The 24,847-nt window shown below is 60.4% G+C and carries 34 protein-coding genes and 1 pseudogene; 34 read left to right on the top strand and 1 reads right to left on the bottom strand.

The features are described from left to right. The 6 genes and pseudogenes from B5G42_RS10820 to B5G42_RS10845 all read left to right on the top strand — a co-directional run. Positions 1-252: pseudogene (locus B5G42_RS10820) on the top strand (hypothetical protein); the annotation flags it as partial. Then, the gene (locus B5G42_RS10825) at positions 239-1,213 is read left to right on the top strand and encodes a DUF3102 domain-containing protein (protein ID WP_087270182.1); all 975 of its coding nucleotides are present in this window, start codon (positions 239-241) and stop codon (positions 1,211-1,213) included. The pseudogene B5G42_RS10820 and the gene B5G42_RS10825, both read left to right, overlap by 14 nt. After that, a complete protein-coding gene (locus B5G42_RS10830) occupies positions 1,210-1,560 on the top strand; it encodes a hypothetical protein (RefSeq protein WP_242961202.1) in 351 nt (116 codons plus the stop codon). Before B5G42_RS10825 ends, B5G42_RS10830 begins: the two co-directional genes overlap by 4 nt. Before the next feature lie 13 nt (positions 1,561-1,573). Further along, positions 1,574-3,286: a PcfJ domain-containing protein gene (locus B5G42_RS10835; protein ID WP_087270185.1), complete on the top strand. Its 1,713-nt coding sequence runs from the start codon at positions 1,574-1,576 to the stop codon at positions 3,284-3,286. Next, the gene (locus tag B5G42_RS10840; protein WP_087270188.1) at positions 3,283-3,690 is read left to right on the top strand and encodes a hypothetical protein; all 408 of its coding nucleotides are present in this window, start codon (positions 3,283-3,285) and stop codon (positions 3,688-3,690) included. Before B5G42_RS10835 ends, B5G42_RS10840 begins: the two co-directional genes overlap by 4 nt. A gap of 64 nt (positions 3,691-3,754) precedes the next feature. Next, on the top strand, positions 3,755-4,036 hold the full coding sequence (locus B5G42_RS10845; protein ID WP_087270190.1) for a hypothetical protein: 282 nt from the start codon (positions 3,755-3,757) through the stop codon (positions 4,034-4,036). A gap of 205 nt (positions 4,037-4,241) precedes the next feature. Here B5G42_RS10845 and B5G42_RS18165 read toward each other — a convergent pair whose 3' ends face one another. Next, positions 4,242-4,415, bottom strand: a complete 174-nt coding sequence (locus B5G42_RS18165) for a hypothetical protein (RefSeq protein WP_162611087.1) — start codon at positions 4,413-4,415, stop codon at positions 4,242-4,244. A gap of 64 nt (positions 4,416-4,479) precedes the next feature. Between B5G42_RS18165 and B5G42_RS10850 the strand changes: the two genes are divergently transcribed. From B5G42_RS10850 to B5G42_RS10980, 28 genes are all read left to right on the top strand, one after another. Then, positions 4,480-4,683 carry a hypothetical protein gene (locus B5G42_RS10850; protein WP_087270192.1) on the top strand — a complete coding sequence of 68 codons (204 nt, stop codon included), beginning with the start codon at positions 4,480-4,482 and terminating at the stop codon, positions 4,681-4,683. Continuing rightward, positions 4,683-4,934 carry a hypothetical protein gene (locus B5G42_RS10855; protein ID WP_087270195.1) on the top strand — a complete coding sequence of 84 codons (252 nt, stop codon included), beginning with the start codon at positions 4,683-4,685 and terminating at the stop codon, positions 4,932-4,934. Before B5G42_RS10850 ends, B5G42_RS10855 begins: the two co-directional genes overlap by 1 nt. Beyond that, positions 4,927-5,691 carry a rolling circle replication-associated protein gene (locus B5G42_RS10860; RefSeq protein ID WP_087270198.1) on the top strand — a complete coding sequence of 255 codons (765 nt, stop codon included), beginning with the start codon at positions 4,927-4,929 and terminating at the stop codon, positions 5,689-5,691. Before B5G42_RS10855 ends, B5G42_RS10860 begins: the two co-directional genes overlap by 8 nt. A gap of 337 nt (positions 5,692-6,028) precedes the next feature. Beyond that, on the top strand, positions 6,029-6,394 hold the full coding sequence (locus B5G42_RS10865) for an HNH endonuclease (RefSeq protein WP_087270385.1): 366 nt from the start codon (positions 6,029-6,031) through the stop codon (positions 6,392-6,394). A 261-nt stretch (positions 6,395-6,655) separates the two neighbouring features. Further along, a complete protein-coding gene (locus B5G42_RS10870) occupies positions 6,656-7,342 on the top strand; it encodes a DNA-methyltransferase (RefSeq protein ID WP_087270200.1) in 687 nt (228 codons plus the stop codon). A gap of 21 nt (positions 7,343-7,363) precedes the next feature. Next, positions 7,364-7,849, top strand: coding sequence for a phage terminase small subunit P27 family (locus B5G42_RS10875; protein WP_162611089.1), 486 nt, complete (start codon positions 7,364-7,366; stop codon positions 7,847-7,849). Beyond that, entirely contained in the window at positions 7,842-9,587 is a 1,746-nt protein-coding gene (locus B5G42_RS10880; RefSeq protein ID WP_087270205.1) for a terminase large subunit, read from the top strand. Before B5G42_RS10875 ends, B5G42_RS10880 begins: the two co-directional genes overlap by 8 nt. Beyond that, entirely contained in the window at positions 9,587-9,814 is a 228-nt protein-coding gene (locus tag B5G42_RS10885; RefSeq protein ID WP_087270208.1) for a hypothetical protein, read from the top strand. Before B5G42_RS10880 ends, B5G42_RS10885 begins: the two co-directional genes overlap by 1 nt. Next, the gene (locus B5G42_RS10890) at positions 9,811-11,037 is read left to right on the top strand and encodes a phage portal protein (RefSeq protein ID WP_087270211.1); all 1,227 of its coding nucleotides are present in this window, start codon (positions 9,811-9,813) and stop codon (positions 11,035-11,037) included. Before B5G42_RS10885 ends, B5G42_RS10890 begins: the two co-directional genes overlap by 4 nt. Further along, a complete protein-coding gene (locus tag B5G42_RS10895) occupies positions 11,030-11,734 on the top strand; it encodes a Clp protease ClpP (protein ID WP_087270215.1) in 705 nt (234 codons plus the stop codon). Before B5G42_RS10890 ends, B5G42_RS10895 begins: the two co-directional genes overlap by 8 nt. An 18-nt stretch (positions 11,735-11,752) precedes the next feature. Further along, complete coding sequence (locus B5G42_RS10900; protein ID WP_087270218.1) at positions 11,753-13,045, top strand: phage major capsid protein; 1,293 nt, start codon at positions 11,753-11,755, stop codon at positions 13,043-13,045. 12 nt (positions 13,046-13,057) lie between these two features. Further along, positions 13,058-13,471 (top strand): hypothetical protein, encoded by a 414-nt coding sequence (locus B5G42_RS10905; RefSeq protein WP_087270221.1) that lies wholly within the window; start codon positions 13,058-13,060, stop codon positions 13,469-13,471. Beyond that, positions 13,468-13,782 carry a head-tail connector protein gene (locus tag B5G42_RS10910; protein ID WP_087270224.1) on the top strand — a complete coding sequence of 105 codons (315 nt, stop codon included), beginning with the start codon at positions 13,468-13,470 and terminating at the stop codon, positions 13,780-13,782. Before B5G42_RS10905 ends, B5G42_RS10910 begins: the two co-directional genes overlap by 4 nt. Positions 13,783-13,785: 3 nt before the next feature. Continuing rightward, a complete protein-coding gene (locus tag B5G42_RS10915; RefSeq protein WP_087270227.1) occupies positions 13,786-14,397 on the top strand; it encodes a hypothetical protein in 612 nt (203 codons plus the stop codon). A 15-nt stretch (positions 14,398-14,412) separates the two neighbouring features. After that, positions 14,413-14,889 (top strand): hypothetical protein, encoded by a 477-nt coding sequence (locus tag B5G42_RS10920; protein WP_087270230.1) that lies wholly within the window; start codon positions 14,413-14,415, stop codon positions 14,887-14,889. Further along, entirely contained in the window at positions 14,886-15,392 is a 507-nt protein-coding gene (locus B5G42_RS10925) for a DUF6838 family protein (RefSeq protein WP_087270233.1), read from the top strand. Before B5G42_RS10920 ends, B5G42_RS10925 begins: the two co-directional genes overlap by 4 nt. A gap of 18 nt (positions 15,393-15,410) precedes the next feature. Beyond that, positions 15,411-16,508, top strand: a complete 1,098-nt coding sequence (locus B5G42_RS10930) for a phage tail sheath C-terminal domain-containing protein (RefSeq protein ID WP_087270236.1) — start codon at positions 15,411-15,413, stop codon at positions 16,506-16,508. Between the two features lie 12 nt (positions 16,509-16,520). Beyond that, the gene (locus tag B5G42_RS10935; protein ID WP_087270239.1) at positions 16,521-16,961 is read left to right on the top strand and encodes a phage tail tube protein; all 441 of its coding nucleotides are present in this window, start codon (positions 16,521-16,523) and stop codon (positions 16,959-16,961) included. Between the two features lie 10 nt (positions 16,962-16,971). After that, on the top strand, positions 16,972-17,388 hold the full coding sequence (locus tag B5G42_RS10940) for a phage tail assembly chaperone (protein WP_087270242.1): 417 nt from the start codon (positions 16,972-16,974) through the stop codon (positions 17,386-17,388). Between the two features lie 148 nt (positions 17,389-17,536). Next, complete coding sequence (locus B5G42_RS10945) at positions 17,537-19,588, top strand: tape measure protein (protein WP_087270245.1); 2,052 nt, start codon at positions 17,537-17,539, stop codon at positions 19,586-19,588. Beyond that, positions 19,585-20,355, top strand: a complete 771-nt coding sequence (locus B5G42_RS10950; protein ID WP_087270249.1) for a LysM peptidoglycan-binding domain-containing protein — start codon at positions 19,585-19,587, stop codon at positions 20,353-20,355. Before B5G42_RS10945 ends, B5G42_RS10950 begins: the two co-directional genes overlap by 4 nt. Positions 20,356-20,359: 4 nt before the next feature. Continuing rightward, positions 20,360-21,337 carry an XkdQ/YqbQ family protein gene (locus tag B5G42_RS10955; protein ID WP_087270252.1) on the top strand — a complete coding sequence of 326 codons (978 nt, stop codon included), beginning with the start codon at positions 20,360-20,362 and terminating at the stop codon, positions 21,335-21,337. Next, positions 21,334-21,699 carry a DUF2577 family protein gene (locus B5G42_RS10960; protein ID WP_087270255.1) on the top strand — a complete coding sequence of 122 codons (366 nt, stop codon included), beginning with the start codon at positions 21,334-21,336 and terminating at the stop codon, positions 21,697-21,699. Before B5G42_RS10955 ends, B5G42_RS10960 begins: the two co-directional genes overlap by 4 nt. Beyond that, a complete protein-coding gene (locus B5G42_RS10965; protein ID WP_087270258.1) occupies positions 21,696-22,112 on the top strand; it encodes a DUF2634 domain-containing protein in 417 nt (138 codons plus the stop codon). The genes B5G42_RS10960 and B5G42_RS10965 overlap by 4 nt, the downstream gene beginning before the upstream one ends. Then, on the top strand, positions 22,105-23,202 hold the full coding sequence (locus B5G42_RS10970; RefSeq protein WP_087270261.1) for a baseplate J/gp47 family protein: 1,098 nt from the start codon (positions 22,105-22,107) through the stop codon (positions 23,200-23,202). Before B5G42_RS10965 ends, B5G42_RS10970 begins: the two co-directional genes overlap by 8 nt. Then, on the top strand, positions 23,199-23,747 hold the full coding sequence (locus tag B5G42_RS10975) for a putative phage tail protein (protein WP_087270264.1): 549 nt from the start codon (positions 23,199-23,201) through the stop codon (positions 23,745-23,747). Before B5G42_RS10970 ends, B5G42_RS10975 begins: the two co-directional genes overlap by 4 nt. Continuing rightward, on the top strand, positions 23,744-24,214 hold the full coding sequence (locus B5G42_RS17910; protein WP_140399845.1) for a hypothetical protein: 471 nt from the start codon (positions 23,744-23,746) through the stop codon (positions 24,212-24,214). Before B5G42_RS10975 ends, B5G42_RS17910 begins: the two co-directional genes overlap by 4 nt. A gap of 9 nt (positions 24,215-24,223) precedes the next feature. Then, a complete protein-coding gene (locus B5G42_RS10980) occupies positions 24,224-24,841 on the top strand; it encodes a hypothetical protein (RefSeq protein WP_087270267.1) in 618 nt (205 codons plus the stop codon). Positions 24,842-24,847: the final 6 nt, after the last annotated feature.

A 24,847-nucleotide genomic window follows, 5' to 3' on the forward strand; every position in this document is an offset into this window, starting at 1 on the left:
CGAATATCCGGGGTGCTCTTTAACCAGTGGCACAGGGCTCCGGTGGTGGAGGATGCTATGACCACCATTCGGGAGGAATGCCCAGTCCCCATCTTCGACACGGTGATCCGGCGCACCGATAAGGTGCCCGAGTCCAGCTGGGCCCGGATGGCGGTCCAGGCCTGGAGCCCCTTCTGCTCGGCGGCCCGGGATTACCGGGCCTGGGTGGCGGAACTGGCGGCAAAGGAGGGGATCCAGTATGGGCAAGCCTGACCTGGGGCGGCTCATCGCCCAGACTATGCCCCCGACGGCGGAGGACAGGACCATCGAGGTCATCACCGGCGATATTTTGGAGGCACAGCGGAAAGGCGGGGAGGCTGTTCTCACCATTGGAAAGTGCCTCATCGAAGCTAAAGATATGTTGTCCCACGGGGAGTGGCTTCCGTGGTTGGCTGAGAAAGTGGGATATTCCGAGAAAACAGCACAGAATTTTATGCGATTGGCAAGGGAGTTCTCAAATCCGCAAGCGATTGCGGATTTGGGGGCTACCAAGGCGCTGAAGCTGTTGGCATTACCTCCGGATGAACGGGAGAAATTTGTAGCGGACCATAATGTGATTGACATGACTACCCGCCAGCTGGAGCAGGCCATCAAAGAGCGGGACGAGGCCAAAGCCGCTGCCGAACAGGCCGCAGCAGACCAGCGCACGGCCGAGCAGGCCCGGGATAAGATGGCGGAGGATATGCGGCTGCTCAATGCCCGTCTGGCTGGGGTCCGTGAGGACCGGGAGCAGGCCATGGAGAATGTGGCCCGCCTGGAGGCTGAACTTGCTGACCTGAAGGCCAAACCGGTGGACGTGGCAGTGGAGACCGTGGTTGATCAGGCTGCCATTGACAAGGCCCGGGCCGACGCCATTGCCGAGATGCAGGCCAAGCTGGATAAGGCCAAGGAGGCAGCGGCCAAGGCCAGGGACAAACAGAAGCAGGCTGAGGCCTCTGTGGAGGTTCTGAAGCGGTCTCTGGAGGAGCGGGACAAGTCGGACAAGCAAGCTACCATAGCAGGGGACAAGGAGCTGGCCCAGTTCGAGGTGCTCTTCAACCAGGGGCAGGAGCTGGCCAACAAGCTCCACGGCCTGCTGCTGAAGGCCCGTGGCAGGGAGGATCAGACCGCCGCCCAAGGCATGGAAAAGGCTCTGCGAGCCCTGGCCGAGGCCATTGGGAGGTGCGCGGAATGAATACCTGGTATGAGCAGGCGGAAACCCGTCTGAAGGAGGAGTACAAGTCCGTCACCGGACACAAGGAGTCCGCCATGAAAAGCGCCGTGCGGGACGCCCTGCTGGAGTTCTGTCGCCAGAATGAGGAATTTGCCCAGGCAGTGGCCCAGGGCGGCTCTTTCAAGGACTGTATGACCGCGGTGGCCAAGGGGGTTGGCGGCTCCATTTCCGATCTGGAAGCCTACCGTCGGGCGGCGTCCTTCTACTTCGACGGGGCAAAGGTCAACTTCTCTATGGCCATCCAGCTGGAACCGGCGGAAACTGAGCCGGACCGGGGCATCCTGCTGGATCTGTCCGACTTCTTCTGAGGGGGCGGGCAGGATGTCAGGATATACAGACCGGGAGCGGGAGCTCCTGAACGGCTGGCCAACCGTTACCGGGGAAGATCTCACCCGGATGAACGATCTGTTCCCACACTACTTGTTTTTCAGAAAAAACGGGGACCTGATGGGTCTGGGGGGAGTGAAGCTGTATGCCTCCTGCTGTGGGCACGAGGAGTACCGGCCTTATCTGACCCGCACGGAGACACCGGAGCACCGTGACCTGCTGGACCACCTGAAACATAAAGAACTCTGGACCTGCCCCTGGTGCGGCCGGACTGTGACCGTCATCAACCTGGCTAAGGCCGGAAAGCGGAAGTCTCTGCGTCGGGTGGAGCTGACGGTGCTGCTCCATGTGCAGGGAGAGGCCCTCTATGCCGACGCCCTGGCGCTGCGGAAGGACTACGCTGATGAGACGGACCTCACCGCTCACCCCATTGCCTGGTGCTCCAGCGGCTACCGGTTTGTTCGGGGAGAGGTGATGCAGGTGGATCACCAGTGGGATGACAAACATCCTTACATAACCTACGAGAGGGACAAGCTGGGGCGGAAAAAGCAGGTCAGCGAACCGTTCAAGGATGGACCCATCTACTGGTACCACTATGAGCCCTATTCCATTCTCAACCGGGAGATCCTGCAAGAGCACCCGCTGTTCCGGTACTGCGGCTATTTTGACCTTTGGCAGTACCGGCCAATGGGGTCCCGAGGGTATGCTGCACGCTTCCACGATTTCATCTCCTATCTGACCGCTTACACCATCTATCCCAGGCAGGTGGAGATGCTGGCCAAGGTGGGATACTGGGAGCCCCTGGACGATCTCATATACAGCCGCAAGAAAAACGCCGCGGCCATGTGCTGGGAGGAGCCGGACCCCCGCAAGTCCTTCAGGCTGAACAAGCGGGAGCTGTCCCTACTGATGGGGATGCAGCCACCCCTGCAGACCCTGGCGGTGCGCAACTATGTGGGGCGGCACTGGGGTGAGGCGTGGAGCCTACCCTTCTGCATGGACTTCTGCAATCTGTGGGGATGCCGGCAGGACCCCATGGAGGTACTCCGGTTTCTGAACCGGTACCGGCTGGACCCGGACCGTTTTCTCCGGTATCTGGGCGGGGAATTTGACCGGGACCACATCGAGACGGTCTGCTATGCGGACCTGTTTGAGATCTACCGGGACTATCTGAATGGCGCTTACCAGCTGGGCTATTGTCTGGAGCACAGCCGGGTGCTGTGGCCGCCGGAGTTGTTTACCGCCCACGATTTGACCATGGAGCAGCTGGCCCAGCGGCAGGAGGTGAGCCAGGCCCAAAACCGCCGGGCCCGCCGGCTGAAGTACGAGTTTGAGCTGGACGGATGGAAGATCGTGTTCCCCGCTACGGCGGCGGCCATCAAACGGGAGGGCAAGATGCTGTGCCACTGTGTGGGCGGCTATGCCGACCGGCACATGAGAGGGGTCACCACCATTCTGTTCCTGCGCAGGTCAAGCGCCCCCGGTACCCCCTATGTGACTATCGAGATGGACGGAAACCAGATCCGGCAGGTCCACGGCTACCACAACGATACCCTGCCGGGGAGCCTCAAGCCCCGGGAGGTCCACAAGGCGTTCCTGGACACCTGGCTGCGCTGGCTCAGTGCCGGAAGCAAGCGGAATAAGGACGGAACGCCTAAGCTGCCCAAGAGGACAGAAAAGAAAAAGCAGGAGGTGGGTGCTGCATGAGTAAAAACCGAAGACACTCTGGCCCGGGCAAGCCCCAGGGTATGAACTACGCCCAGGTGCTGGCACGGCAGGCAGCCATCCGGGCCGGGATCGAAAAGGCTGCCCGGGACGCCACGGTGCAGGCCGAGGCCGATGCCCACACCCAGCGGGCCATGTGGCTGATGGTGTGCTCCATCGCGGATGCCTATGGATACGGACCGAAGGGAATGCAGAAGTTTTTCGCTGCTCTCCAGGAGAACACCGACGAGCTGGAGCGGATGCGCACCGAGGTGGACGAGGAGTATGCCTTTGAAAAGCTCCGGCAGAAGGCATCCAAGGTAACCGGTATGGAGGTCCATTATCTGGAGGACCAGCTGGGCATGCTGGCAGAAATGAGACGGGAAGCGGGGGTTACGCTTGGATAGCTTAGACGTGTGCAGTTTTTGCAGGCACAATCCACCATCTGCTTGCGATGGGAAGCCGTGTACTATGTGCCCTGCAAGCGGAAGGCTTATTACTACCAACGCCGACCGGATCAGAGCCATGAGCGACCAGGAGCTGGCCGCTTTCCTGGATGGCATCTGCTATGGCCGGGACGAGCCTTGGGAGCGGGCATTCAAGGCGTCCTGCTGTGACTGTTGCCCAACCGTGGAGGCAACAGATGAATATGGCAAACACTGCAACCTGCACGAGTGCGATTTTGCAGACGGTGTATGCCCTCATGGGGACAGCATCCTGTGGTGGCTGGTACGGACGCAGCAAGTGGAATAGATCTGTCAGTCCCGGCCCTCTGCCGGGTGGGAGCGCGCCTCACCCGGACCTCTCTTTTCTCTCTGGCCGGGGCCCTGCTACGGCGGGGCGCCCGGCAGAGGGCCGGAACAGCAAAGTACCGCCCACAACGGGGCGGTACTTTGACGCAGAATGCTGCAGCTCTTCCAGATCGGCATAGGATCTCTGGTATACCCTATTCTTTGTGTTAAAACAGCTGCTTGACCTCTTCGGCCATGCGTTTCAGGTCTTCCAGGGTGGCAGGCTGCTGCTTGCGGGCGCGGATCTGGGCCTGGATATAGCCGGGCAGCTGGACGAAATAGGCCTCCATGGCCGGGTCCTCCATCAGGTTGGCGTATCGATCGCTGTAAGTGGATTCCATACGAATCACCTCCAGTGATAGCTTGCCCACGAACCGTATACTTCATTTCAAACGGAGGGATTGGATGAAAAACAAAAATTTGCGACGAATCTCTGTGTTGGTCACGGCCCAGACTGCCGCCAACCTGGAGAAGCTGGCCCAGATGGACGGGCAGCCCAGCATCGGCCGGGTGATGGACAAGCTGGTGCGGGAGAAGATGATTTCCCTCCGTCAGCCGGATTTTCTGTGGCAGGCCCACTATCTCAGCCGCTTCGGGAGGTGTGAGTGATGGGACGGTCCAGTGTGCGGAATGACAGGATCCTGACCATGGACCAGCTCCGGCTGATCGTGGCGCTCCATGATGCCGACCTCTGCATCTCCGGCGCAGCAAAAGCGCTGGGGATCAAGGACGGCACCGCACGGGCCAGGATCAACTCCATTGAGCTCCATACCGGGATCGATGTGCTGACGATCCACGGCATGAGCCAGCTCTATGACGGGGCCAGAGCGCTGCTGGATCTGGAGGCGCAGGATGGCTAAGCGACTCAAAACTGTCACCGCCGGGCGGCTGGTGGTCGCGGTCCTCTACTCCACGCCGACACCCCGCAGCACTCCGGAGGAGAGGGCCGCTCTGCGGGAGATCTCCAGTGCCGCCCAGATGGCGACGAATAACCGCAGGGCTTGGCAGAGGCTGGAGCTGCTGCTGGCGTCCAATTTCAGACGTCGGGATCTGGTGGTGGAGCTGACTTATGACGATGCTCACCTTCCGTCCTCCAGGCCGGAGGCCGTCAAGCTGGTCCGCAGATTTTTGACCTGGCTGAGGGCCCACCGGAAAGCCAGGGCCCAGGAGCTGCGGTATGTGTACGTAACCGAGCAGCTCAGCGCCGAAGGGGGTCGGCTGCATCACCATCTTGTCATCAACGGAACCGGGTCGGCGGATCTGGAGGTGCTCCGCTCTCTCTGGCCGTATGGCAACATAAAACTGGAGCAGTTGGACGATTGGCAGGGGTACGAGGCCCTGGCCAAGTATCTGACCAAAGAGCCCAGGGAGGTGGGGCGGCCGGAACCGGGGAAAAAGTGCTGGGTCGGCTCGAAGAATTTGAAGAAGCCGGTGGCAGAGAGCGAGATGGTCAGGGATACACTGACCCTGGCGGCGCCGCCGGGGGCCATCATACTCAGTGCGCCGCCGCCCATTCGTAATCAGTTCGGCGAGTTCGCCACCATAAAATATATCAAACCCAAATCAGGAAAGGAGAAAAGAGGAACCAGGCCACCGTCCAAACGGAAAAAAGAATAGCCCTCGCGTCTTTATTCGTTCTGGAAACAGGGTGCAACAAGTGAGAAGGACTGTAGAAAGTGAGTGGAAAAGTTGAAAACAGAGCGTGAGTGTGGTAAACTATCCGTAAGGAACGGACGGTATGTCTGTCCCAACTGCAAGCAGACGACCAACCAGAAAGCGGACCCCGAAACCGAAGCCCGTGGGCTGATTCTCTGGTGCAGGAGCTGCAAGGCAGAGTACATCGTGAATATCGACCGTGGCCAGTGCTTCGTTGTAAGCCGGTGCCGATGACTTCCCGTGTGGGGGAGCGTCGGTGCCGGCTTTTTTTGTTGCCCGGAGGTGATAGCCCGTGGCCATGAAGCCCCTCCGACCATGCAGGCACCCTGGGTGTTCCGCCCTCACCCGGGAGGGGTACTGTGACAGGCATAAGCCCAGGCCGGCGGCCAGAAAGGCGTCGGCGGAGTGGCACAGCTGGTACAGTCTGTCCGTCTGGACCGACGATCTGCGGCCCGGCCAGCTCCTGCGGGAGCCCTGGTGCCGGGAGTGTGCTAAGCGGGGCATCCGCACCCGGGCCACGGTGGTGGATCACGTGGAGCCCCACTGTGGGGACTGGGCCAGGTTCATCGACAGGTCCAATCTCCAGAGCCTGTGTAAGCGCTGCCATGATCGTAAAACGGCGCTGGAACAGGCGGAAAAACGGAGGGGAAAGACAAGGCGTTAAGGACCATACCGGGGGAAGGCTTGGGCGCGTGTGTGTGGGTGCGTTGTGTGCCTGTGCGCCCACGGCAAGCCTGTGGCTTGCCAGCCCCTCTCCCCGGCCTGGAAAAGTTTCAGGACCAAGTGTGTAAGACCGTGCGGCCCCCTTCGTGTGGGATTTTCTCCCCACGGAGAAATAGGGCCACCTAGCTGGGTCTGGAGAGGAGGAAGTAACATCAATCGCAACCGTCAGATTCGACTGCATAACTGTGACTGCTTGGTAGGTATGAGCCGTGTGGAAACCGGAAGTGTGGATCTGGTCCTGTGTGACCTGCCCTACGGTACCACCAACTGTGCGTGGGATACAGTGATCCCGTTTCAGCCCCTATGGGAACATTACCGACGGGTGCTGAAACCACGGGGGGCGCTGGTGCTCTTTGCGGCCCAGCCTTTTGCCACCGATCTCATCAACAGCGCCCGGAAGCTCTTCCGGTATGACCTGGTATGGGAAAAGAACTCCCCCGTGGGCTATGCAAATGCAAACCGGATGCCTATGCGCTCCCACGAGTTAATGTTGGTCTTTTTTCAGCGTTTGCCCAAATATCACCCACAGGGGCTGATCCCGTTGGAACGCCCGGTGGTGCGGCGTGGCGAACGCAAGGGCAGCGTCTATCGCCACATGGGCAAGGAAAGTGTGCAGCGTTTTACCAACTATCCGCGCTCTGTACTCCGCTTTCCCAACCGGAAGGAACATCGCTTTCACCCTACCCAGAAACCGGTCGCGCTGCTGGAGTATCTGGTACGGACCTACACCGACCCAGGAGATTTAGTGCTGGACAACTGTATGGGAAGTGGTTCCACGGCCATGGCCTGCCTGAATGCCGGCCGGCGCTTTGTGGGCTTTGAACTGGATCGGGGCTATTTTGAGACGGCCAGAACCCGGGTGGCGGAGTGGGCTGGCCCCGCCACATGAATGGAAGAAAGGGGGGACTGTATGCCTGGACCGAGACAACGCCTGGCTGTGCTGGAGGGGAACGGCCGGAAGCACCTGAGCAAAAGCGAAAAAGCCCGGCGGGCGGACCAGGAAGTGGATCTGCCCAAGCCCAAGACCATGCGGGTACCCAAGTGGCTGCCCCAGGACTGCCGGAAGGAGTTTCGGGCCCTGGCTAAGGAGCTGCTGGCCGCCGATATGGGGGCGGCTCAGCTGGACCGGGACACTCTGGGCCGCTATGTGGTGGCTCAGGCCCAGTATGCCCAGGCCTGCAAGATGGCGGGGGAGGCGCTGACGGCCGAGGACTCTGCTCTAGCGGAGAAGTGGACCAAGATCCAGGACACCTGCTTCAAGCAGGCCAGGGCCTGCGCCAACGATATGGGCATGACCATTACCAGCCGCTGCCGTCTGGTGTTGCCGGAGGGGGCCAAGCCCAAGGAGAAAAACCCCTTTGAGCAGATGATGGAGGAGCGGATGCGCCGTGCCTGAGCTGCTCCAACTGGGACCGGTGACGGTGTGCGCCCCGGACGACGGCGCCGTGCTGCGGTACAGCGAGCAGGCGGTGCAGGACGTGCTGGACTTCTTCTCCCTGCTGTGCTTTGGCTCCAACGAATGGGCGGGAGAGCCTTTCCGGCTGTTGGACTGGGAGCTGGACGCCATCCGCAGCTTCTACGGAGTCCAGGAGCAGGACGAGGACGGCAGCTGGAGCCGGTACCGGCGTTTCCTCTATGACGAGCTGCCCAAGAAGAACGGCAAGACAGAGTTTTCCGCCGGTCTGGGGCTGTACCACCTGCTGTGGGACGGGGAGAAGCGGCCCAAGGTTGGCATTTTCTCCTCCGACAAGGAAAACGCCGCCCAGGTGTACGAGGCTGCCAAATACATGGTGGAGCATACCTGCCTGGGCCAGCCTGAGCACGACCCCATCGCCTGGGCGGTGGATTCCAAGCGGGAGATCCACACCAGGTATGGCGGTGTGCTCAAGGTGTATTCCGCCGACGCCGTGTCCAAGCACGGCTACTCCTTCAGCGCCATCATCTTTGACGAGCTCCACACCCAGCCCAACCGCCGGCTGTGGGACGTGCTCACTGCAGGCTCGGACGCCGCCCGGCGGCAGCAGGCGGTCATTGTCCTTACTACCGCTGGCGACGACCCGGACCGGAAAAGCATCGGCTGGGAGATCCATGAGAAGTGCCGGCGTATCCTGGCCTGGCGGCGGGGGGAACCCGAGCGGGAGCTGGACACCGACGACCCGGCCTGGTGCCCCATTATGTATGGCGTTTCTGTCCTTACCGGCGACGATCCGGACAGGATCGCCGCCTTGGACATCTACGACGAGGCGGTGTGGCACGCCTGCAACCCAGGCCTGGGGCACAACCTGAAGCTGCGGGACTTCCGACGGGAGGCCAGGGCCGCTAAACAGAGCGAGGCGGCGGAACGGCTCTTCCGGTGGCTGCGGCTCAATCAGTGGATCGCCACCCATACAGTGGGCTGGCTGCCCCTGGGACTGTACGACAAGACCCAGTGGAACCGGGAGGAATGGCAGGGCCTTAAGGTCACGGATCGGCGGCAGGCCGTCCGGGACTGTCTCATGGGCAAGAAGTGCTACGGTGGCCTTGATCTGTCCACCACCACCGACCTGACGGCGCTTACCCTGCTATTTCCGCCTCAGGAGGGACTGGATATCTGGGTGACCCTGTTCTGGGCCTGGCGGCCGGAGGACGGGGTGGTGGAGGCCGAGCAGCGGGACCATGTACCCTATCGGGACTGGGCCAGAGCGGAGTTTATCACCCTGTGCCCCGGGGATATGGTGGACTTCTCCATGATTGAGCAGACGGTGGCCTGGTGCGCCAGCGTATTCAACCTGGACACTCTGGGGGTAGACCCTTATCTGAGCCGCACCCTGACCCAGCGGCTGATGGACAGGGGCATCAACGTGGTGGAGATCCCACAGACCATCAAGGAACTGTCTCCGGCCATGAAGGAGCTGGAACGGCTGATGCGTGCCCATGAACTGCTTCATGAGCATAATACCGCCGCCCGGTGGTGCTTTGGTAATGTCCGCTGCCATGTGGACGGCAATGAGAACCTGAAGCCCATGAAGAACCGGAGTATCGGTCGCATCGACATGACAGTGGCCTGGATCATCGTTATGGCAGTGGCCCTGCTCAGAATGCCCATCGGTACTGATATCAATGCCCACATTATGTCAGATGATTGGAGTTTGTAATGGACGAGAAAAAGAACTTTTGGCCTGTGCTGGCGCAGGTGATCCGGGCGGCGGTCGGGTATCTTGGGCTGTACCTTGATGACCTGCTTCTGATCGCAGCGGGCGTGTGCCTGACGGCGGCGGCCTATGAGCAGTATGGTAAGCCGGCCGGGTTCGCTGCAGCTGGGGTATGTCTGGCGGCCTATGCCTTTATCATCGCCAGGTCGAGAGGAGGCGGTAAATCGTGATTTTAGGCCAGGCCATGCAGGGTACCAAGGCCGGTATGGAGGAACAGGTCCTCAGCTGGGATGAAGTCCAGACGTGGTTTAAGCGGATCTTTTTGAGCGGGGAGCTGATGGAGGGAAGCCAGGGAAATGCGGAGCGCCTGTCCCCGGTGGCGGCTGCCCACCGGATCCTGACCAACTCCTTCGGCCTGATTCCCTTCGGGGCATATCGCAAAGATAGAGACGCCAGGATCCCGTATGAAGATGAATATCTGCGCAGGATGCTCAAGGTCCGACCCAACGATCATATGTCGCCGTTCATGCTGCGAAAGGTGGTCATGTCCAACGCATTCTGGCACGGCTTCGGCGCCGTGTGGAACCGGAGGGACAGCGCTGGCCAGGTGATCCAGCGCCTGCCGCTGCCCACCGAGTGCTGTTCCATCCTCAAGGACCCGAACAGCGGCCAGTATTGGTACGAGTACAACGTGGACGGCGTGGTGAAGCGATTCTCCAACTATGAGCTGTCCTTCCTGTTTTTTGAGACCTACGACGGTATCCACGGCCGTGGATTTTTGCAGCTGGCCCGGGAGGCCATTGCGGTGGACGCCATGGCCCAGCGGTACAGTAAAAAGTTTTATCAGAACGGGGCCCGACTGAGCGGCATTGTGGAGATCGAAACGGACGCCAGCCCGGACACCAGAAACAAGGTCAAGGATCAGTTCAAGTCTTATGCCACAGACGACGCCTTTGCGGTGGCGGTGTTGGACCATGGGATGAAGTTCACTCCCATGGGTCTCAACCAGAAGGACAGCCAGTTCATTGAGAGCCGGGAGTTTGCTGTGGAGGAGGTGGCCCGATTTACCGGTGTTCCAAAGCATATGCTTCAGACCGGCAAGGAGAGCTACAACAGCAACTCCCAGCAGCGGCTGAACTATGTGACGGACGTGCTGCTGCCCTATGTGGTGCAGTGGGAGGACGAGGATACCTGGAAGCTGCCCACCCCGGCTCAGAGGCTGGAGGGCGTGTATATCCACGGCGTGGTGGAGGTGCTGCTGCGGGCGGACCCAACTACCAGATCCAACTTCTACCGGGAGATGATTCAGAACTCCATGATGAACCCGGACGAGGCCCGGGCAAAGGAGGAGATGAACCCCATCCCCGGCGGTCTGGGTCAGCAGTTCCTGGTGACAAAAAATCTGGGCTCCTTGGAGTCCGTGCTGAAAGGAGAGGCAGTAACAGATGGTTGACATCTCACTCAGGGGAGAGCTGTGGGACAACGATTCCGCCGACGTGCTGCGCTGGTGGGGCTTTCGGGATATCACGGCCCCCATGGACATCCAGGCTGCCCTGGATGCGGCCGGCGGGGATGAGGTGACACTGCTCATCAACTCCCCCGGCGGGGACATGACGGTGGGCACTGAGATCCGCTCCATGCTGCGGCGGTATCAGGGCAAGACCACGGCTCTGTTCCAGGGCTATGGGGCCAGTGCAGCCACCCTGGCGGCTACCGGGTGCCAGGTCATCCAGAGTGAGCCTGGGGCCCTGCTTTGCTATCACAATCCCAGCGCTGTTGCAGAGGGTGATTACCACGATATGCGCCGATCTGCGGAGGCGCTGCGCAATGCCCGGGACTGCGTGCTGGAGGTCTATACCGCCCACAGCAGCGCCAAGAGCCGGGAGGAGCTGATCGCGCTGATGGAGAAAAACATCTGGATCAGTCCCAGCCAGGCGCTGGACTACGGACTGATTGATGAGATCGTGGGCCTGCCCGGCGTGGAGGAGGACCCGGCGGCCTTCGTGGCGGCGGTGGGCGGGCGAATCCGGCTGACGGCCGCCATGAGGCAGCGATATCAGGACCACATGGACGAGGTGCGGCGTGATACCGAGGCAAAGGAAAAGGCAAAATGCGCTCTGGCAAGGCTGAGAGCGCTTGCAAATTTTTAAATGAGAGGAGCCAAGACTATGGATTTTATGGAGAAGATCACTGACCTGCGGGCCCAGAAGAGCCAGCTGCTGGCCAAGGCCCAGGCCTTCGCTGATGATGGCAACTATGACGAGGTGGACAAGATCACCGAGCAAATGGAGGGCATCAACAACCAGATCAAGAGCCTGGAGAGCCTGGCCAAGCAGAGCCAGGAGAATGCCGTTCCCGTCTATGACGGTATCCTGCACGACAAAGGCAAGGTCCCCAAGGAGGGTAAGGGAGGCGAGGACAAGCCCTTTGCTTCCATCGGCGAGCAGCTGGCCGCCATCTACAATTTCCGGAAGAACCATGTGGAGGATAAGCGGCTGCAGCAGGTGAACAACGCGGTGCTGGGCGCCAACGAGGGCATCGGCGCGGACGGCGGCTTTGCCATCCAGACCGACTTCGCCGGTGCCATCCTGGAGAGCGCCGTGCAGATGAGCCCCCTGCTCAACCGCCTGGACCGTTACACCTGCTCCAGCGCGGCCAACTCCATGCGGTGGATCAGTGCCGATGAGACCGACGTGAGCAAGTCGGTATTCGGCGGCGTGCAGATGTACTGGGCGGCCGAGGCTGCCGCAGTGAATGCCAGTAAGCCCCAGTTCAAGGAACTCAAGATGGATCTGGAGAAGATGATGGGCTTCCTCTACTGCACCGATGAAATGCTGCAGGACGCGGCCTTTATGACCGGCTTTGCCTCTACCGGCTTCTCCCTGGCGGCTGACCGGCTGCTGACCGATGCGGTGATTGCCGGTGACGGCGTGGGCAAGCCTCTGGGCATCATCAACTCCAAGGCCCTCATCACCGTGGCCAAGGAGCAGTCTCAGCCCAACGGCACCTTTGTGGGCAACAACGCCGTAAAGATGCAGGCCAGCGCCATGCCCAAGAACCGCAACCGCCTGGTATGGCTGATGCACCCCGACGTGGAGGAGCAGCTGCCTCTGCTGGCCATCAAGAGCGGCGACGAGTCCAAGTTCCTGTGGAACCCCGAGGGCGGCCTGGGCGGCTTTGATACCCAGCGGGTGCTGAACAAGCCTGTCCTGTTTGAGGACAGCTGCTCCGCCCTGGGTACCAAGGGCGACATCATGCTGGTGGATCCCTTCCAGTACATCCTGCTGACCAAGGGCGCCGCCAAGCAGGACTGGTCCATCCATGTGGAGTTCCTGACCGATCAGAACTGCTTCCGCATGGTGTACCGCTGCAACGGCTCCCCCAAGGTGAACAATGCCCTGAAGATCAAGAACAGCACCAAGCTCCGCAGCCCCTTTGTGGCGCTGGCGGACCGAAAGTGAGGAGGAGTCACTATGAAGCGTATTTTTGAAGAGCTGATCTGCGCCAACGTTTTCGCTCCCCAGTCCGTGGATGCCTCTACCGACAAGACCACCTCCTTTGTGGACACCTCCGGTGCCGGTGAGATTGCTTTTCTGGTGTCCACTGCCGCTCTGGGTAAGGGCAAGACCCTGACTGTCACGCTGATGGGTTCCGACCAGGAGAACGGCGGAAGCCCCACAGAGATCGGTGATGCCGTGGTGCTGACCGATGCTGTTGGTACTGCGCCTCAGATGGCAGTGGTGAGCTACAAGGTGGACCCCACCAATCCTCGGTACATTGGCCTAAAGTTCCAGCACAACGGTGACGCCGCCGTCCTGTGCGGTGTGTCGGTAGCAGCACGCAGCCTGCACCTGCCCGCCGCCAATGGCTGGACCGTGGCAAAATGACTGTGCTGACCGATGAGCGGCGGGCCGGACTGCTGGCCTATTGCCGCATTGAGGAGCCCACCGCCGAAGAATTGCTCACCCTGGAGACCCTGTACGACGCAGCGGTGGGCTACCTGGAGGGCGCTGGGATCTCCCAGCCTGCCCCCGGTACCCCCAGGGCCGCTCAGTACGATCTGGCGGTCAACTTCATGGTGCTGCGGGACTTCGACTTGCGGGATGCCACCATTACCGGCACTATCGTGGCTGACAATCCCGCCTTCCGGCGGCTCATTACCCAGCTCAAGCTGACCGAGCCGAGAGAGGGGGCCTGACCCATGTCATACATCGGAGCGGGCAAGCTGGACCAGCACCTGGAGGTGCTGGAGCTGCGGGAGACTTCCACCGGGGTGTGGGAGTGGGTGGCCGTCCGCCGGGCATGGGCCCAGGTGGAACAGACCGACAAGACCAACCTGTTTTCCAAGGTGGGCGTGGGGGCCAGGGACGCCGCCATTGTGCTGCGCACCCAGCCCCTCACCCTCCACAATGCCCTGCGCTGGCGGGGACAGCACCTGTTTCTCACCTCCATCACCCACCGGAACCGCAACCACCTGGACGTGGCAGCGGCCCTGGTGGAACCAGTGACCTGCACTGCACAGGGATACACCACCAAGATGGGAGAGGGGAACAGACCCCAGAAGGTGGAGACGGACCCGGTGACCTTTCCGGGCGTGCTGACAGAAAAATATGTGAAGTACGAACAGGAGGACACCTTTGCCAAGTCCCGCCGTGGCCTGGTGCTGGTGACCGCCAAGCCCATCCGGCTGCGGGAGGGAGATCTGGTGACAGTCCAGGCCGGGCCGGCGGCTGCTGTGTACAATGTCCAGGCCTGTCATGTGCTGGACGAATACAAAAATGAGTATGAGGTGGAGTTCAGCCGGGATGTGTGAGAGGAGGATCCCAAAATGCCTAGTGTGCAGATGGATGGATTGGATCGGATCCTGAACAGTTGGGATGCCTTGCAGAGAGAGTTTCCGGCCATGAAGCGGGATCTCCTGGAAGATCTGGGCGAACAAATGCTTTCCGGGGTCCAGAGCAAGATCCCCGGCACCGGAACGGTTCGCGGGTGGCAGGAACGGTATATCGGCTCCAAAAGCGGCTATGTGGCGGTCCGCCCCAAGGCCAAGACCTACAAGACAACCCCAGGTGGCAAGAAATATGCCGTGGGCTATGTGACCAACGCCATTGAGGGCGGCCACAAGCACCGGCGGCCCAGCCAGCAGAAACGGGACGGGTACAAATACCGGGCGCGGATCAACGTTCCGGCGGTGCCTGGCCTGCACTTTTACGCGTCGGTCCGCAGTCAGCTCTCCGGAATGGGTGCGGAGCAGCTGCAGGCACTGGCCGCTGAGGTGGCAGCCAGACTGGAGGGGAGAGCATGATAACCAGCATTGACGTTTGCAATGCGATTGCGGATGTGATCGCCAAGCTGTGGCCGGACCGGATGATCTACCGGGATTTTTGCCCAGTGGATCACCACCGGCCCAGCTGCTACCTGTACCTGACATCCAGCGAGATGACGCCAGCCAACATCTCAATGGTCCAATGGGAGATGGAGGCCGAGCTGGAGTTATTTTGCTCCACAGATGAGTATGACATCAGCTCTACCGAGGCGCTGAGACAGAATCAGGAGGCAGTGCTGCTGGCCTTCGCGTCCCCATCTATACAGGTGGGAGAGCGGTGGATCTCCCTGACGGCAAAAGGGGATGGCATGGATATGGGCAGCGCCTTTGTCACATTCTCCGCCGCCTGGATGGATGAGCGGCTGGGCTATCATGATCCGGATGACATGACAGATCCTGTGAGCAGCGCAGTGCCAAAAATGGAGCATATCGAGTGCAGCAGAACGTTTTTCGCTCAGTCCCCGGACGAGCGGACAATCTAATATACGAGGTGAGATATTATGGCAACTACAAACGGCCTGCCCGTGCTGAAGATCGCCTTTGAAAAGGCGGCTGCTGAGGTAGCCAACCGGAGCAAAAAGGGCAACGTGGCTATTTTTGTGCGGGACGCCGCCAGTCAGGGTGTCCATCAGCTGATGTCCACGGCCATGATCCCGTCTGGCCTTGGCAGTGATAATAAGGCGCACGTCATGACGGCCTTTGAGGGCAGCGACCGGGGTGTGCCCAGCCTGGTCTATCTGGTGGTCATCGCCACAGGAACCGAGGACACTACCGCCCTGGAAGCCGGGCTCAAGAGCATTGAGGCCTTTTCCATCGATTATCTGGCCGGCCCGCCCGATGTGACCGATGATGAGATGGAGGTGCTTGCAGAGTGGGTTAAGGCCCAGCGGGCCATTTACCGCCCTGTTAAGCTGGTGAAACCATGGAAGACTGCCGGAAGCGACGATATGGGCGTCATCGAGCTGGACGAGACCGGAATGATGAATGCTGCCGGTGGGGTGACGGCGGCGGAATATTGCGCCAGAATGGCCGGTATCCTGGCCGGTATCCCTATGGGTATGAGCGCCACCTATGCGGCGCTGCCAGAGCTGACAGCCGTCACGGACCGGACCACGGAGGAGCAGACGACGGCTATTAACAACGGCAAGCTCATCCTGATCCACGACGGGCTCCAGGCCAAGATCGCCCGGGCAGTCAATTCCCTGATCACCATCCCTGAGAATGGAAAGGAGGACTGGAGCCGTATCAAAATCGTGGAGGGGATGGACCTGATCTCCTACTACCTGCGCACCACCATTGAGAATGAGTATCTGGGCCGGTATCCCAATACCTACGATAATAAGCAGATCCTGGTCACCGCGATTTCGGACTATTTCCGTTACCTGGAGCGGGCTGGCGTCCTCTCTGCTGGGGAGAGCTATGCCGAGGTGGACTACGAGCGGCAGCTGCTGTGGCTGACCAGTCAGGGGGTGGATACCTCCGGCATGACCCGAAAGGAGGTCCTGGAGTATCAGACCGGGTCCTGGGTGTTCATCCGGTGCGGCGGCCGCCTGGTAGACGCTATGGAGGACTTCGAGGTCCTGTTCAATAACCTGTAAGGAGGAACGATCATGGCAAGATCCAATATGACGGCCAAGCGGGTGCCCAATGGTACATACGGGACCGTGTGGCTGGTCGGTGACCGACTGGCCGAGTGCTATGGGTGCCAGGGTAAGGTAGCCATCAACAGCGAGAAGCTGGCTCTGTGCGGCGAGTTTATGACCCAGACCAAGCCTACCGGAGCTGATGGCACAGGCTCTTTGATGCTCTATAAGGTGGACAGCGGTATGCTGATCCGGATGCAGTCCATCCAGGACGGCCAGATCCCCGAGATGACGATCATCTCCAAGCTGGCGGACCCGGACAGCGCCGGCGCGGAGCGCATCGCCTACTACGGTGTGCAGTTCACCGACCTGACCCTGGCAGATTGGCAGGCAGCGACAGCCGGTAAGATCACGGCGCCGTTTACCTTTACCCGGTTTGAGCTGCTGGACGTGATCCCGGTGGAATGAGGAGGAAACTATGGAGAGCAAGGAAAAATCTATCGCCCGGTCTCTGCTGGATATCCCTGTGACGGAGCCTGAGACGGCTGTGGTCCAGGTAACCCGCCTGGGCCTGTCCATTACCCTGAGGGAGATCCCCTACAACAAACTGACTGCCCTGCGGGGCACGGAGGACGCGGATCTCCACTATATGCTGGCCAGCTGTGTCAGCCCCAATTTTAAGGACAAGGCCTGGTATCAGGACCACATGGGATGTCCCACGCCGGTGGACGCACTGAAAAAGCTGCTGAGACCCGGTGAGGTGCGGGCCATTCTGCGCCAGTGCGACACGCTCAACGGTTATGGTCCGGGCGCTGTGATCACCCTGGAGGAGGAGCCGGATGTGCTGCAGGATATGGCCGTGGGCGCCGCCCTGGAGGACCTGGAAAAAAACTAACCCATGACACAGAGCTGGCAGCGGCTCAGCGGCTGCTGATCCGGCACGGCATTTTCCCCGGGGCGTTCTTCCGCCTTCCCCCCGGGGAGCGTGCTGTGATCTGTGCCATGATGATCGACTATGAGAGGCGGAGGGAGGAGGGACCATAATGCCTACAGACGCCAGCATCGCTATGAGCGTGAAAGATAATCTATCATCCGCTATCGTTGGAATGAAGAACTCCATGACCAACTTCCGTTCCGATGTCACCGCCCTCCAGGGCGAACTGGACCGGCTGAATGCTACCCGGGTACAGATGCGGGTGGACCTGACAGGGGCAAAGCGTGAGGCCCAGCAGGCGCAGAAAGCATTTGAGGAGCTGGGAGACAGCGCCACAGAAGCGGAACGACAGGCGGCTGAGGCAGACTGGAAAAAGGCAGAAGAGAACCTGGAGAACATCCGCCAGCAGTATGATTTGGTGGGACGCCAGGTACGGCAGACTACCAGAGATATGGAGGCCGCATCCGGAGCGCTCAGTAAAGCGGATAACCGGGCAGGCAGTGCGGGAGGTGTGTTGTCTGCTCTGGGCCAGGCAGGACTGATCAGTATGGCGGGGGACGCGGCTGGGCAATGGGCTGATGCCCTCGTGGGCTCCGCTTTCGGCAGCAACGCCGGCACCATGTTCTCCAGCGGCCTGAGCGGAGCGGTGCAGGGCGCTGCGCTGGGCAGCCTGCTGGGCCCGGCCGGCACAGTCGCCGGCGCTGTCATCGGCGGCGGTATCGGTCTCATCACAGGTGGGTCCCAGATCTATCAGGAGCGGGACGAGGCCTTTAAGGCCTATGTCCAGGAGGCCACGCAGGGACAGCTTGAGGATCTTTCCACCTCCATCACATCGGGCAGCGCCACCGCCGCCCAGCGGGAGCTGGACCTGATTGCGTTTGACCAGCTTCTGGGAAGCGGGCAGGGCGCCAAATACCTGGCAGATCTTCGGGAGATGGCGGCCAGCACGCCCATGGAATACAGTGACCTGACTGCCATGTCCCGTGCTCTGGCCACCGGCTTCGGGAACGACCAGCAGCGGATGCTGGATCTGATGGAGGGCATTGGCAACGCGGGCAGCGCCGTGGGCGTGGACGCCAGCGGCATGACCTATATGGCCCAGGTCATGAGCCGGATGCAGTCCAGCGGCAAGGTGGGCCTGGAGGATCTGAACGCCTTCCAGGACCGCGGCATCGATGTGATCGGAATGCTCTCCGACGCCCTGGGCAAGAGCCAGGGGGATATCTACGACATGATCTCCAAAGGCTCCATTTCCGGCACAAAGGCGGTGGATATCATCCAGCAGGGGCTGGAGCAGTATGCCGGGGCCATGGACAAGATGTCCCAGACTTTCAGTGGTCTGGAGTCCACCCTGGCCGATGCCCAGACCGAGATGGATAATGCCTACGGTGAAGGGTACAACGAGACCCGGAAGAAGGGCCTCCAGGAGGAGATCAATTTTCTCAGTGGATACAGTGGAGATATTATGGCGGAGGCCAACCGTGCCATGGGCGCCTGGCAGGCCGAGCTGGAGAACAGCAAAGAGCAATATCAGCGGGAAGCCCTTTCTGCCGTCATGACTGGCGCAAAGGCATCTTCTTTCAGCGAGGAGAAACAGGCCCGCCTTAACGAGATGTGGGCCGACTACCAGCTAGCCGAATCGAAAGGCGATGCCGCGGAGCAGGGACGTTTGCTGGCAGAAGCGAGGGTGCTGGCCCAAGGCGAATATAACGCCAGCGAAGGGGCCCAGCTGATGGTTCAGTATGAGAAGGAGCTGGCCGCCGCCATCCGGGATGATGCTGCTTCCAACGACGCCTATTGGGACGCCGGCTACCGGAAGGGACAGGAGTATTCCAAGGGATGGGCGGCGGCTCGGACAAGCCAATGGATTGAGGATGTACCGGACGAAAACACTGTAGCTGGACGGGTACGGGCGCGTAACCATTACCGATATGCTTATGGCCTGGACCGCGTGCCCTACGACGATTTCCCCGCCCTCCTACATGAAGGGGAGCGGGTGCTCACCGCCCAGCAGGCCCGGGAGGCGGACAGCAAGCCGGGACGCAGTATTTCCATCACAATAACCGGCAACCAGTTCGGCGCGGGGGTATCTGCTGAGGAGATCGCCCAGCGGCTGGCCGACCAGATCGAACTGAAATTCGCGGCGGGGGTGCTGTCATGAGACGGATCATATCCTTTTTGGAGCCGTCCGCCGGCAAGGAGCTGATCCTGCCGGTGACGCCGCCCTCTTACGACTGGACTCACGGCAACCGGGTGGAGACCATCCAGCTGGACCAGCTGGGGGAAATCAACCTCCCCGGCGGCCGCCTGATGGGCAGCTGTACTCTGTCGGATGTGCTGTTTCCGGCCAAGCTATATCCCTTCTGCAACCCGGGCGCCGTGGCCAATCCCTATGTGTACCTGGAGCAACTTCAGCGGTGGAGCGACAGCCGCAAGCCGGTGCGCTGGATTGTGTCGGGGACGCCTACCAACGCCCTGGTGCTGCTGGAGAGCGTGACCTATGGCGAGCGGGACGGCACCAACGATGTCTATGCCTCCATCTCTCTGCGGCAGTATACGGCGCCGGAGACGCCGGTACTGGCCATCTCCGGCGGCGATGCCCAGACGTCCAGAGATGCCAGTACGGGCGCGGCTTCCACCCGGACCTACACCGTCCAGGCGGGAGACACCCTCTCGGGGATCTGCCGTAAATTTTACGGGGACGGCAGCCTGGCCTACCGGCTGGCCGCCGCCAACAGCAAGATCATCAAGAATCCCAATCTGATCTATCCCGGGCAGGTGCTCACCATCCCGCCCAAGGACCAGCTGCCGGCGGCCATGCAGGTGAGCGCCAGCGTCAAGACTGCAAAGGCCACAAAGACGGTCTACAGCAAGGAGGATAAAATCTGGAAGGTGCAGCTTGCCAAAGAGCAGGCGGCCATGAGGTGACGGTATGGACTATGAGCTGATCCTGACGGCCCCCAGCGGGACCTCCAGAGACGTGACGCAGCTGGTCCAGACCGTTACCTGGAGCGGATCGGACAGCCAGACCGCCCGGGAGCTGTCGGCCTCACTGGCGGTACCCAGAGACGGCAGTGTTACCCCGCCCGAGCTGGTGGAGGGCGCTCAGCTGATCTTCAGGCGGGAGGGGACCCAGCTCTTTGCCGGGCCGCTGCTCTCCGCCACCACCAGCTCTCAGTCCTCTGTGGTGGACCTGTCCGCCCTGGACCGGGGGCGGTACCTGGTAAAAAATGAGGGTTGGTACCAATTTGCGAACGCGGCGCCGGAGACCGCCGTGGCCGCCATCTGCCGGGACTACAGTATTCCGGTGGCAAGTCTGGCCAGGACGGGGCTGACCGTGTCCCGCAAGTTCCCCGGCGTAGCGCTGGACAAGATCATCAAGTCTCTGTATGCCCTGGCTGCCCAGAAAAACGGGAAGCGCTATCTGGCCCGGTTTACCGGCGCGGGCGAACTGGAGGTGGTGGAGAAGCCCAGTGCCGCCACCCTGGACATCAAGAGCACCATGGGGGTCACCAACACCTGGGACATCTCCAATCTACAGAACAGTGTGGTTATCCGTACCGATACCGGCGCCCTGGTGCGCCGGGTGGAGGACAAGGACTCTATCGGCCTGAACGGCCGGTTGGAGCACGTCCTGATCCAAAAGGATGGGGAGGACGCCGGGGCGGAGGCCAAGGCCTGGCTGGAGGACCACGGCCTCCAGCAGAACCTGACGGTGGAGACCCTGGGGGATATCCGGCTGATCTCCGGCAATGCCGTCAAGCTGCGGGACACCGGCAGCGGGGTGACCGGCCTGTTTTGGATCGCGAGCGACACCCACACCTGGAAGAACGGCCAGTATTACTGCAAGGCCAAGCTGAATTTCCGCAATCTGGCGGACGACACCATTTCGGGGAGTGAGCTCAAATGAACACATTTGAAGAAAACGCCGGGCGGATCGCCCGGAGCATGGGGGCGGCTGCCAGACAGGTGGCCGACCCCTCCCCGGTTTTGATCGGGACTGTGGTCAGCGTCTCCCCGCTGAAGGTCCGGGTAGATGGGCTGGACGTAGGGGCGGAGTCCCTGCGGATCAATGCGGCGCTGCTGGCCGGATATGATCCAGGCTTGTCCGGCACACTGACCGGCACGGGCTCCATGGGCCCTGTAACCACGGAGGTCAAACCGGGGGATCTGAGCCGGGAAAAGGATGCCTTACAGGCGGGGGACAGCGTGGCGGTGCTGTCCACGGACCGGCAGACCTACTACATCCTCTGTAAGGTGGTGGCGCCATGACGCTTTTCCCCATGTTTTCCACACCGGTGGCTGGTGGGAGTGTGGATCTGCCCCTCTACACCGACGTGGCCATGGACTATGACGCCGGGACGCCCCGATGGGAGAGCGGCCAGCCGGTGGTGGTCACCGGCCTGGAGGCGGTGAAAAGCTGGGCCTGGCGGGCTGTTTCCACCGCCCGCTATCAATGGGCGGCCTTCTCCTGGTCCTACGGCTGCGAGCTGGAGGCCCTGGTGGGCCAGCCATACCAGGCGGATACCAAAATCAGCGAGGCCACACGATACCTGCAGGACGCCCTGCTGGTATCTCCTTATATCACCGCTGTGGACGTGACCGAGGCGTCCTTTGATGGTTCCACCTTCCACATGAGGGTGGAGCTTACCACAGTCTACGGGAAGGAAGGATTCTATGTTTGAGGACCGCACCCAGGAGCAGATCAAGAAAGAGATGCTGGCCGACATCGACCAGACCACCGGCCTGTCCTCCATGGCGGGCAGTTATGCCGACGCCACCGTGGGGGCAGCTGCCCGGCAGATCAGCGAGTTTTACCAGGCTCTCCCCGCCGTGGTGTCCATGCTCTTTGTGGACGAGACCAGCGGAGGGTATCTGGACCTGGTGGGGCAGACCTATTTCAACATCACCCGCCGGCCGGGAACCAGGGCGCGGTGTGATATCACGATCACCGGCAGCGCTGGGACTGTGATCCCGGAAGGGACCCTCTTTCTGACTGCCACAGGCCTTCAATTTGCCCTGATGGAGAGTGTGACCATCCCGGAGGGCGGAACGGCCAACGATGTCCTGGAGGCCGCTCAGGAGGGTGCTGACTATAATGTAGGCCCTGGAGCGATTGTCAGTATGTTTGTCAATCTGCCCGGCCTGACCTCCTTCTCCAACCAGCAGGCCTCCGGCGGCACCGACACCGAGAGCGACGCCGCTCTGCTCCAGCGCATCCAGGAGCGTCGGCAGAAGCCGATTAACGGCGCCAACGGCTGGCAGTACCGGGCGTGGGCGCTGAGCGTCCCCGGCGTGGGGGACGCCAAGGTGGTGGAGTTGGCGGAGGGCCCCGGCACTGTGGGGGTGACCCTGGTGGACAGCACCATGGCCCCGGCCTCCCCGGAGATCGTGAGCGCCTGCCAGACCCTGATTGACGCCCAGCGTCCCGTGGGGGCCACAGCTCTGGTATCGGCGCCCACCGCCGTTGAGATCGATGTGACGGCGGTGGTGGTCATCTCCTCCGCCACCACGCCGGAGACCGTCAAGGCGGAGCTGGGAAAGCGGCTGGGAGCCTACCTGGCCGATGTGATCCGCTCCAAATACGATGTGATCTATTACGGGCCGGGAGAGGACAAGGCATACACGGTGATCTATAACCGCATTCTGGCGCTGCTGCTCACCATTGAGGGCGTGGAGAACGCCACTACCCTGACGGTCAACGGAGGCACGGCCGATGTGGAGATCCAGCCGGACGAGGCCCCAACGGCGGGAACGGTGGAGGTGACGGCATGACGGACCGATACGACCTCATGCTCCAGCTGCCTGAGCTCTACCGCAGCATCCCCTTTGCCGAGCTTCAGCGGGTGCTGGGGGAGATGTGCCGGCGGGCGGGAGCCGATCTGGAGCTGACCCTCCGCCAGCTTTGGCCTCAGACTGCCAGCGGATGGGGCCTGGAGCTGTGGGAAACGGCCTACGGTATCCCGATAGATCTGTCCAAGGATGAGGCATTCCGGCGCACCCGGGTAATCTCCAAGCTGCGTGGACAGGGGACGCCCACGGTGGAACTGATCCAGGCGGTGGCGGCGTCCTTTGTAAACGGGCAGGTGGAGGTGGTGGAGCACAACGATCAGTATTATTTTGTGATCAAGTTTGTGTCGGTGCTGGGCATCCCGCCTAACATTGACGACCTTACCGCCGCCATCAATGAGATCAAGCCGGCGCATCTCAGCTTTGTGTTTGAGTATTTATACCGGCTGTGGAGGGACTTAAAGTCCTACACCTGGAGAGAATTGTCCGGGAAAACTTGGAAAGATGCGAGGGAGGCCAGCTTACCATGACAGAGACCACCAATTATAAACTGAAAAAACCAGGCTACGAGGATTACGTGGACATTGGAGCCCTAAATGGAAATGCCGATATCATCGATGCGGAGATCAAAAAACTAAATGATGATAAGGCTGTGAAAAGCCATAAGCATTCTGCCGAAGATATTTCCAGCGGAACTTTGTCAGTGGGTCGAGGGGGCACAGGAAAAGCGACATTGCCATCTGGAGAAGTGCTGATTGGAAACGGAACAGACCCAGTATCTGGGCGACCAATTACAAATCTAACGAGCACATCACAATCCCTTAATCCTGACACGAATTTGATTACCGCCAATACGCTGCGCTATATGATGAACCGTACGGGATCTGTCGCTGCCGCAAACACATCATACACCACACTGATGGCGAGGGGATCAAGTCTACACAATACGGAGGCGTCTCCGTCTGTAAATGGCGCTATCGCATGGCAGTATGAATGAGGTGATGATATGGCCGGAAGCACAAAAATAGATGGAACCATTTACGCTGTTTCCGGTGGAAAGACGAGGGTCTCCGGAACAATATATGACATCGCTGGCGGGAAAACGAAGATAAACGCATCTATTTATGAGATCTCATTTGGTCCAGATCCGCTGCAAGTTTATTCTGTAGGGGATACAGATCTAAAAAACGGGGCAAGTATCGTAACTAATAATGACAGCACCTTTGCCAGCGATGGAATTAAAATGCGTTCAAAATATGGATCTGCGATAGTTTATATCGGAATAAAGTTGCCCAAAGATGCCATGCTTCGGTACCGTAAGTTAGTATTTTCCTTGTTGTATGTAGATGCTGGAACTCCGCAAGATGCACGCATAGGCTGGGGAAATGGTAATTATGCTTTTAATATGGCCTACTATCCACCGTCGTCTTACGCCAACTATGGGACAACAAAATACCAGGAAGTCAACTATATTGGCGCAACGGAGGAACGGGAATTTGTTCTTGATATATCGGAAATAGCTGGAATTGAAGAAATTCAATTTGGAGTGAAATTTCAAGGTTCCGGAGTTGACGGTAGCAGGGATAAGACCTACGCGTTGATAAAAGATATTCATCTGGAATAAGGAGGT

The organism is Flavonifractor sp. An91 (genome assembly GCF_002159225.1).
Taxonomy (GTDB): Bacteria; Bacillota; Clostridia; order Oscillospirales; family Oscillospiraceae; genus Flavonifractor; species Flavonifractor avicola.

Bases quoted from the DNA above. Each gene is read 5' to 3' on its own strand.
- B5G42_RS10950 (WP_087270249.1), top strand. From the start codon at position 19,585: ATGAGACGGATCATATCCTTTTTGGAGCCGTCCGCCGGCAAGGAGCTG.
- B5G42_RS10965 (WP_087270258.1), top strand. From the start codon at position 21,696: ATGACGCTTTTCCCCATGTTTTCCACACCGGTGGCTGGTGGGAGTGTG.
- B5G42_RS10865 (WP_087270385.1), top strand. From the start codon at position 6,029: ATGAAGCCCCTCCGACCATGCAGGCACCCTGGGTGTTCCGCCCTCACC.
- B5G42_RS10920 (WP_087270230.1), top strand. From the start codon at position 14,413: ATGCCTAGTGTGCAGATGGATGGATTGGATCGGATCCTGAACAGTTGG.
- B5G42_RS10830 (WP_242961202.1), top strand. From the start codon at position 1,210: ATGAATACCTGGTATGAGCAGGCGGAAACCCGTCTGAAGGAGGAGTAC.
- B5G42_RS10915 (WP_087270227.1), top strand. From the start codon at position 13,786: ATGTCATACATCGGAGCGGGCAAGCTGGACCAGCACCTGGAGGTGCTG.
- B5G42_RS10930 (WP_087270236.1), top strand. From the start codon at position 15,411: ATGGCAACTACAAACGGCCTGCCCGTGCTGAAGATCGCCTTTGAAAAG.
- B5G42_RS10875 (WP_162611089.1), top strand. From the start codon at position 7,364: ATGCCTGGACCGAGACAACGCCTGGCTGTGCTGGAGGGGAACGGCCGG.
- B5G42_RS10870 (WP_087270200.1), top strand. From the start codon at position 6,656: ATGAGCCGTGTGGAAACCGGAAGTGTGGATCTGGTCCTGTGTGACCTG.
- B5G42_RS10850 (WP_087270192.1), top strand. From the start codon at position 4,480: ATGAAAAACAAAAATTTGCGACGAATCTCTGTGTTGGTCACGGCCCAG.
- B5G42_RS10910 (WP_087270224.1), top strand. From the start codon at position 13,468: ATGACTGTGCTGACCGATGAGCGGCGGGCCGGACTGCTGGCCTATTGC.
- B5G42_RS10825 (WP_087270182.1), top strand. From the start codon at position 239: ATGGGCAAGCCTGACCTGGGGCGGCTCATCGCCCAGACTATGCCCCCG.
- B5G42_RS10980 (WP_087270267.1), top strand. From the start codon at position 24,224: ATGGCCGGAAGCACAAAAATAGATGGAACCATTTACGCTGTTTCCGGT.
- B5G42_RS10955 (WP_087270252.1), top strand. From the start codon at position 20,360: ATGGACTATGAGCTGATCCTGACGGCCCCCAGCGGGACCTCCAGAGAC.
- B5G42_RS10840 (WP_087270188.1), top strand. From the start codon at position 3,283: ATGAGTAAAAACCGAAGACACTCTGGCCCGGGCAAGCCCCAGGGTATG.
- B5G42_RS18165 (WP_162611087.1), bottom strand. From the start codon at position 4,415: ATGGAATCCACTTACAGCGATCGATACGCCAACCTGATGGAGGACCCG.
- B5G42_RS10860 (WP_087270198.1), top strand. From the start codon at position 4,927: ATGGCTAAGCGACTCAAAACTGTCACCGCCGGGCGGCTGGTGGTCGCG.
- B5G42_RS10940 (WP_087270242.1), top strand. From the start codon at position 16,972: ATGGAGAGCAAGGAAAAATCTATCGCCCGGTCTCTGCTGGATATCCCT.
- B5G42_RS10905 (WP_087270221.1), top strand. From the start codon at position 13,058: ATGAAGCGTATTTTTGAAGAGCTGATCTGCGCCAACGTTTTCGCTCCC.
- B5G42_RS17910 (WP_140399845.1), top strand. From the start codon at position 23,744: ATGACAGAGACCACCAATTATAAACTGAAAAAACCAGGCTACGAGGAT.
- B5G42_RS10970 (WP_087270261.1), top strand. From the start codon at position 22,105: ATGTTTGAGGACCGCACCCAGGAGCAGATCAAGAAAGAGATGCTGGCC.
- B5G42_RS10975 (WP_087270264.1), top strand. From the start codon at position 23,199: ATGACGGACCGATACGACCTCATGCTCCAGCTGCCTGAGCTCTACCGC.
- B5G42_RS10895 (WP_087270215.1), top strand. From the start codon at position 11,030: ATGGTTGACATCTCACTCAGGGGAGAGCTGTGGGACAACGATTCCGCC.
- B5G42_RS10960 (WP_087270255.1), top strand. From the start codon at position 21,334: ATGAACACATTTGAAGAAAACGCCGGGCGGATCGCCCGGAGCATGGGG.
- B5G42_RS10925 (WP_087270233.1), top strand. From the start codon at position 14,886: ATGATAACCAGCATTGACGTTTGCAATGCGATTGCGGATGTGATCGCC.
- B5G42_RS10835 (WP_087270185.1), top strand. From the start codon at position 1,574: ATGTCAGGATATACAGACCGGGAGCGGGAGCTCCTGAACGGCTGGCCA.
- B5G42_RS10935 (WP_087270239.1), top strand. From the start codon at position 16,521: ATGGCAAGATCCAATATGACGGCCAAGCGGGTGCCCAATGGTACATAC.
- B5G42_RS10855 (WP_087270195.1), top strand. From the start codon at position 4,683: ATGGGACGGTCCAGTGTGCGGAATGACAGGATCCTGACCATGGACCAG.
- B5G42_RS10845 (WP_087270190.1), top strand. From the start codon at position 3,755: ATGTGCCCTGCAAGCGGAAGGCTTATTACTACCAACGCCGACCGGATC.
- B5G42_RS10945 (WP_087270245.1), top strand. From the start codon at position 17,537: ATGCCTACAGACGCCAGCATCGCTATGAGCGTGAAAGATAATCTATCA.
- B5G42_RS10900 (WP_087270218.1), top strand. From the start codon at position 11,753: ATGGATTTTATGGAGAAGATCACTGACCTGCGGGCCCAGAAGAGCCAG.
- B5G42_RS10885 (WP_087270208.1), top strand. From the start codon at position 9,587: ATGGACGAGAAAAAGAACTTTTGGCCTGTGCTGGCGCAGGTGATCCGG.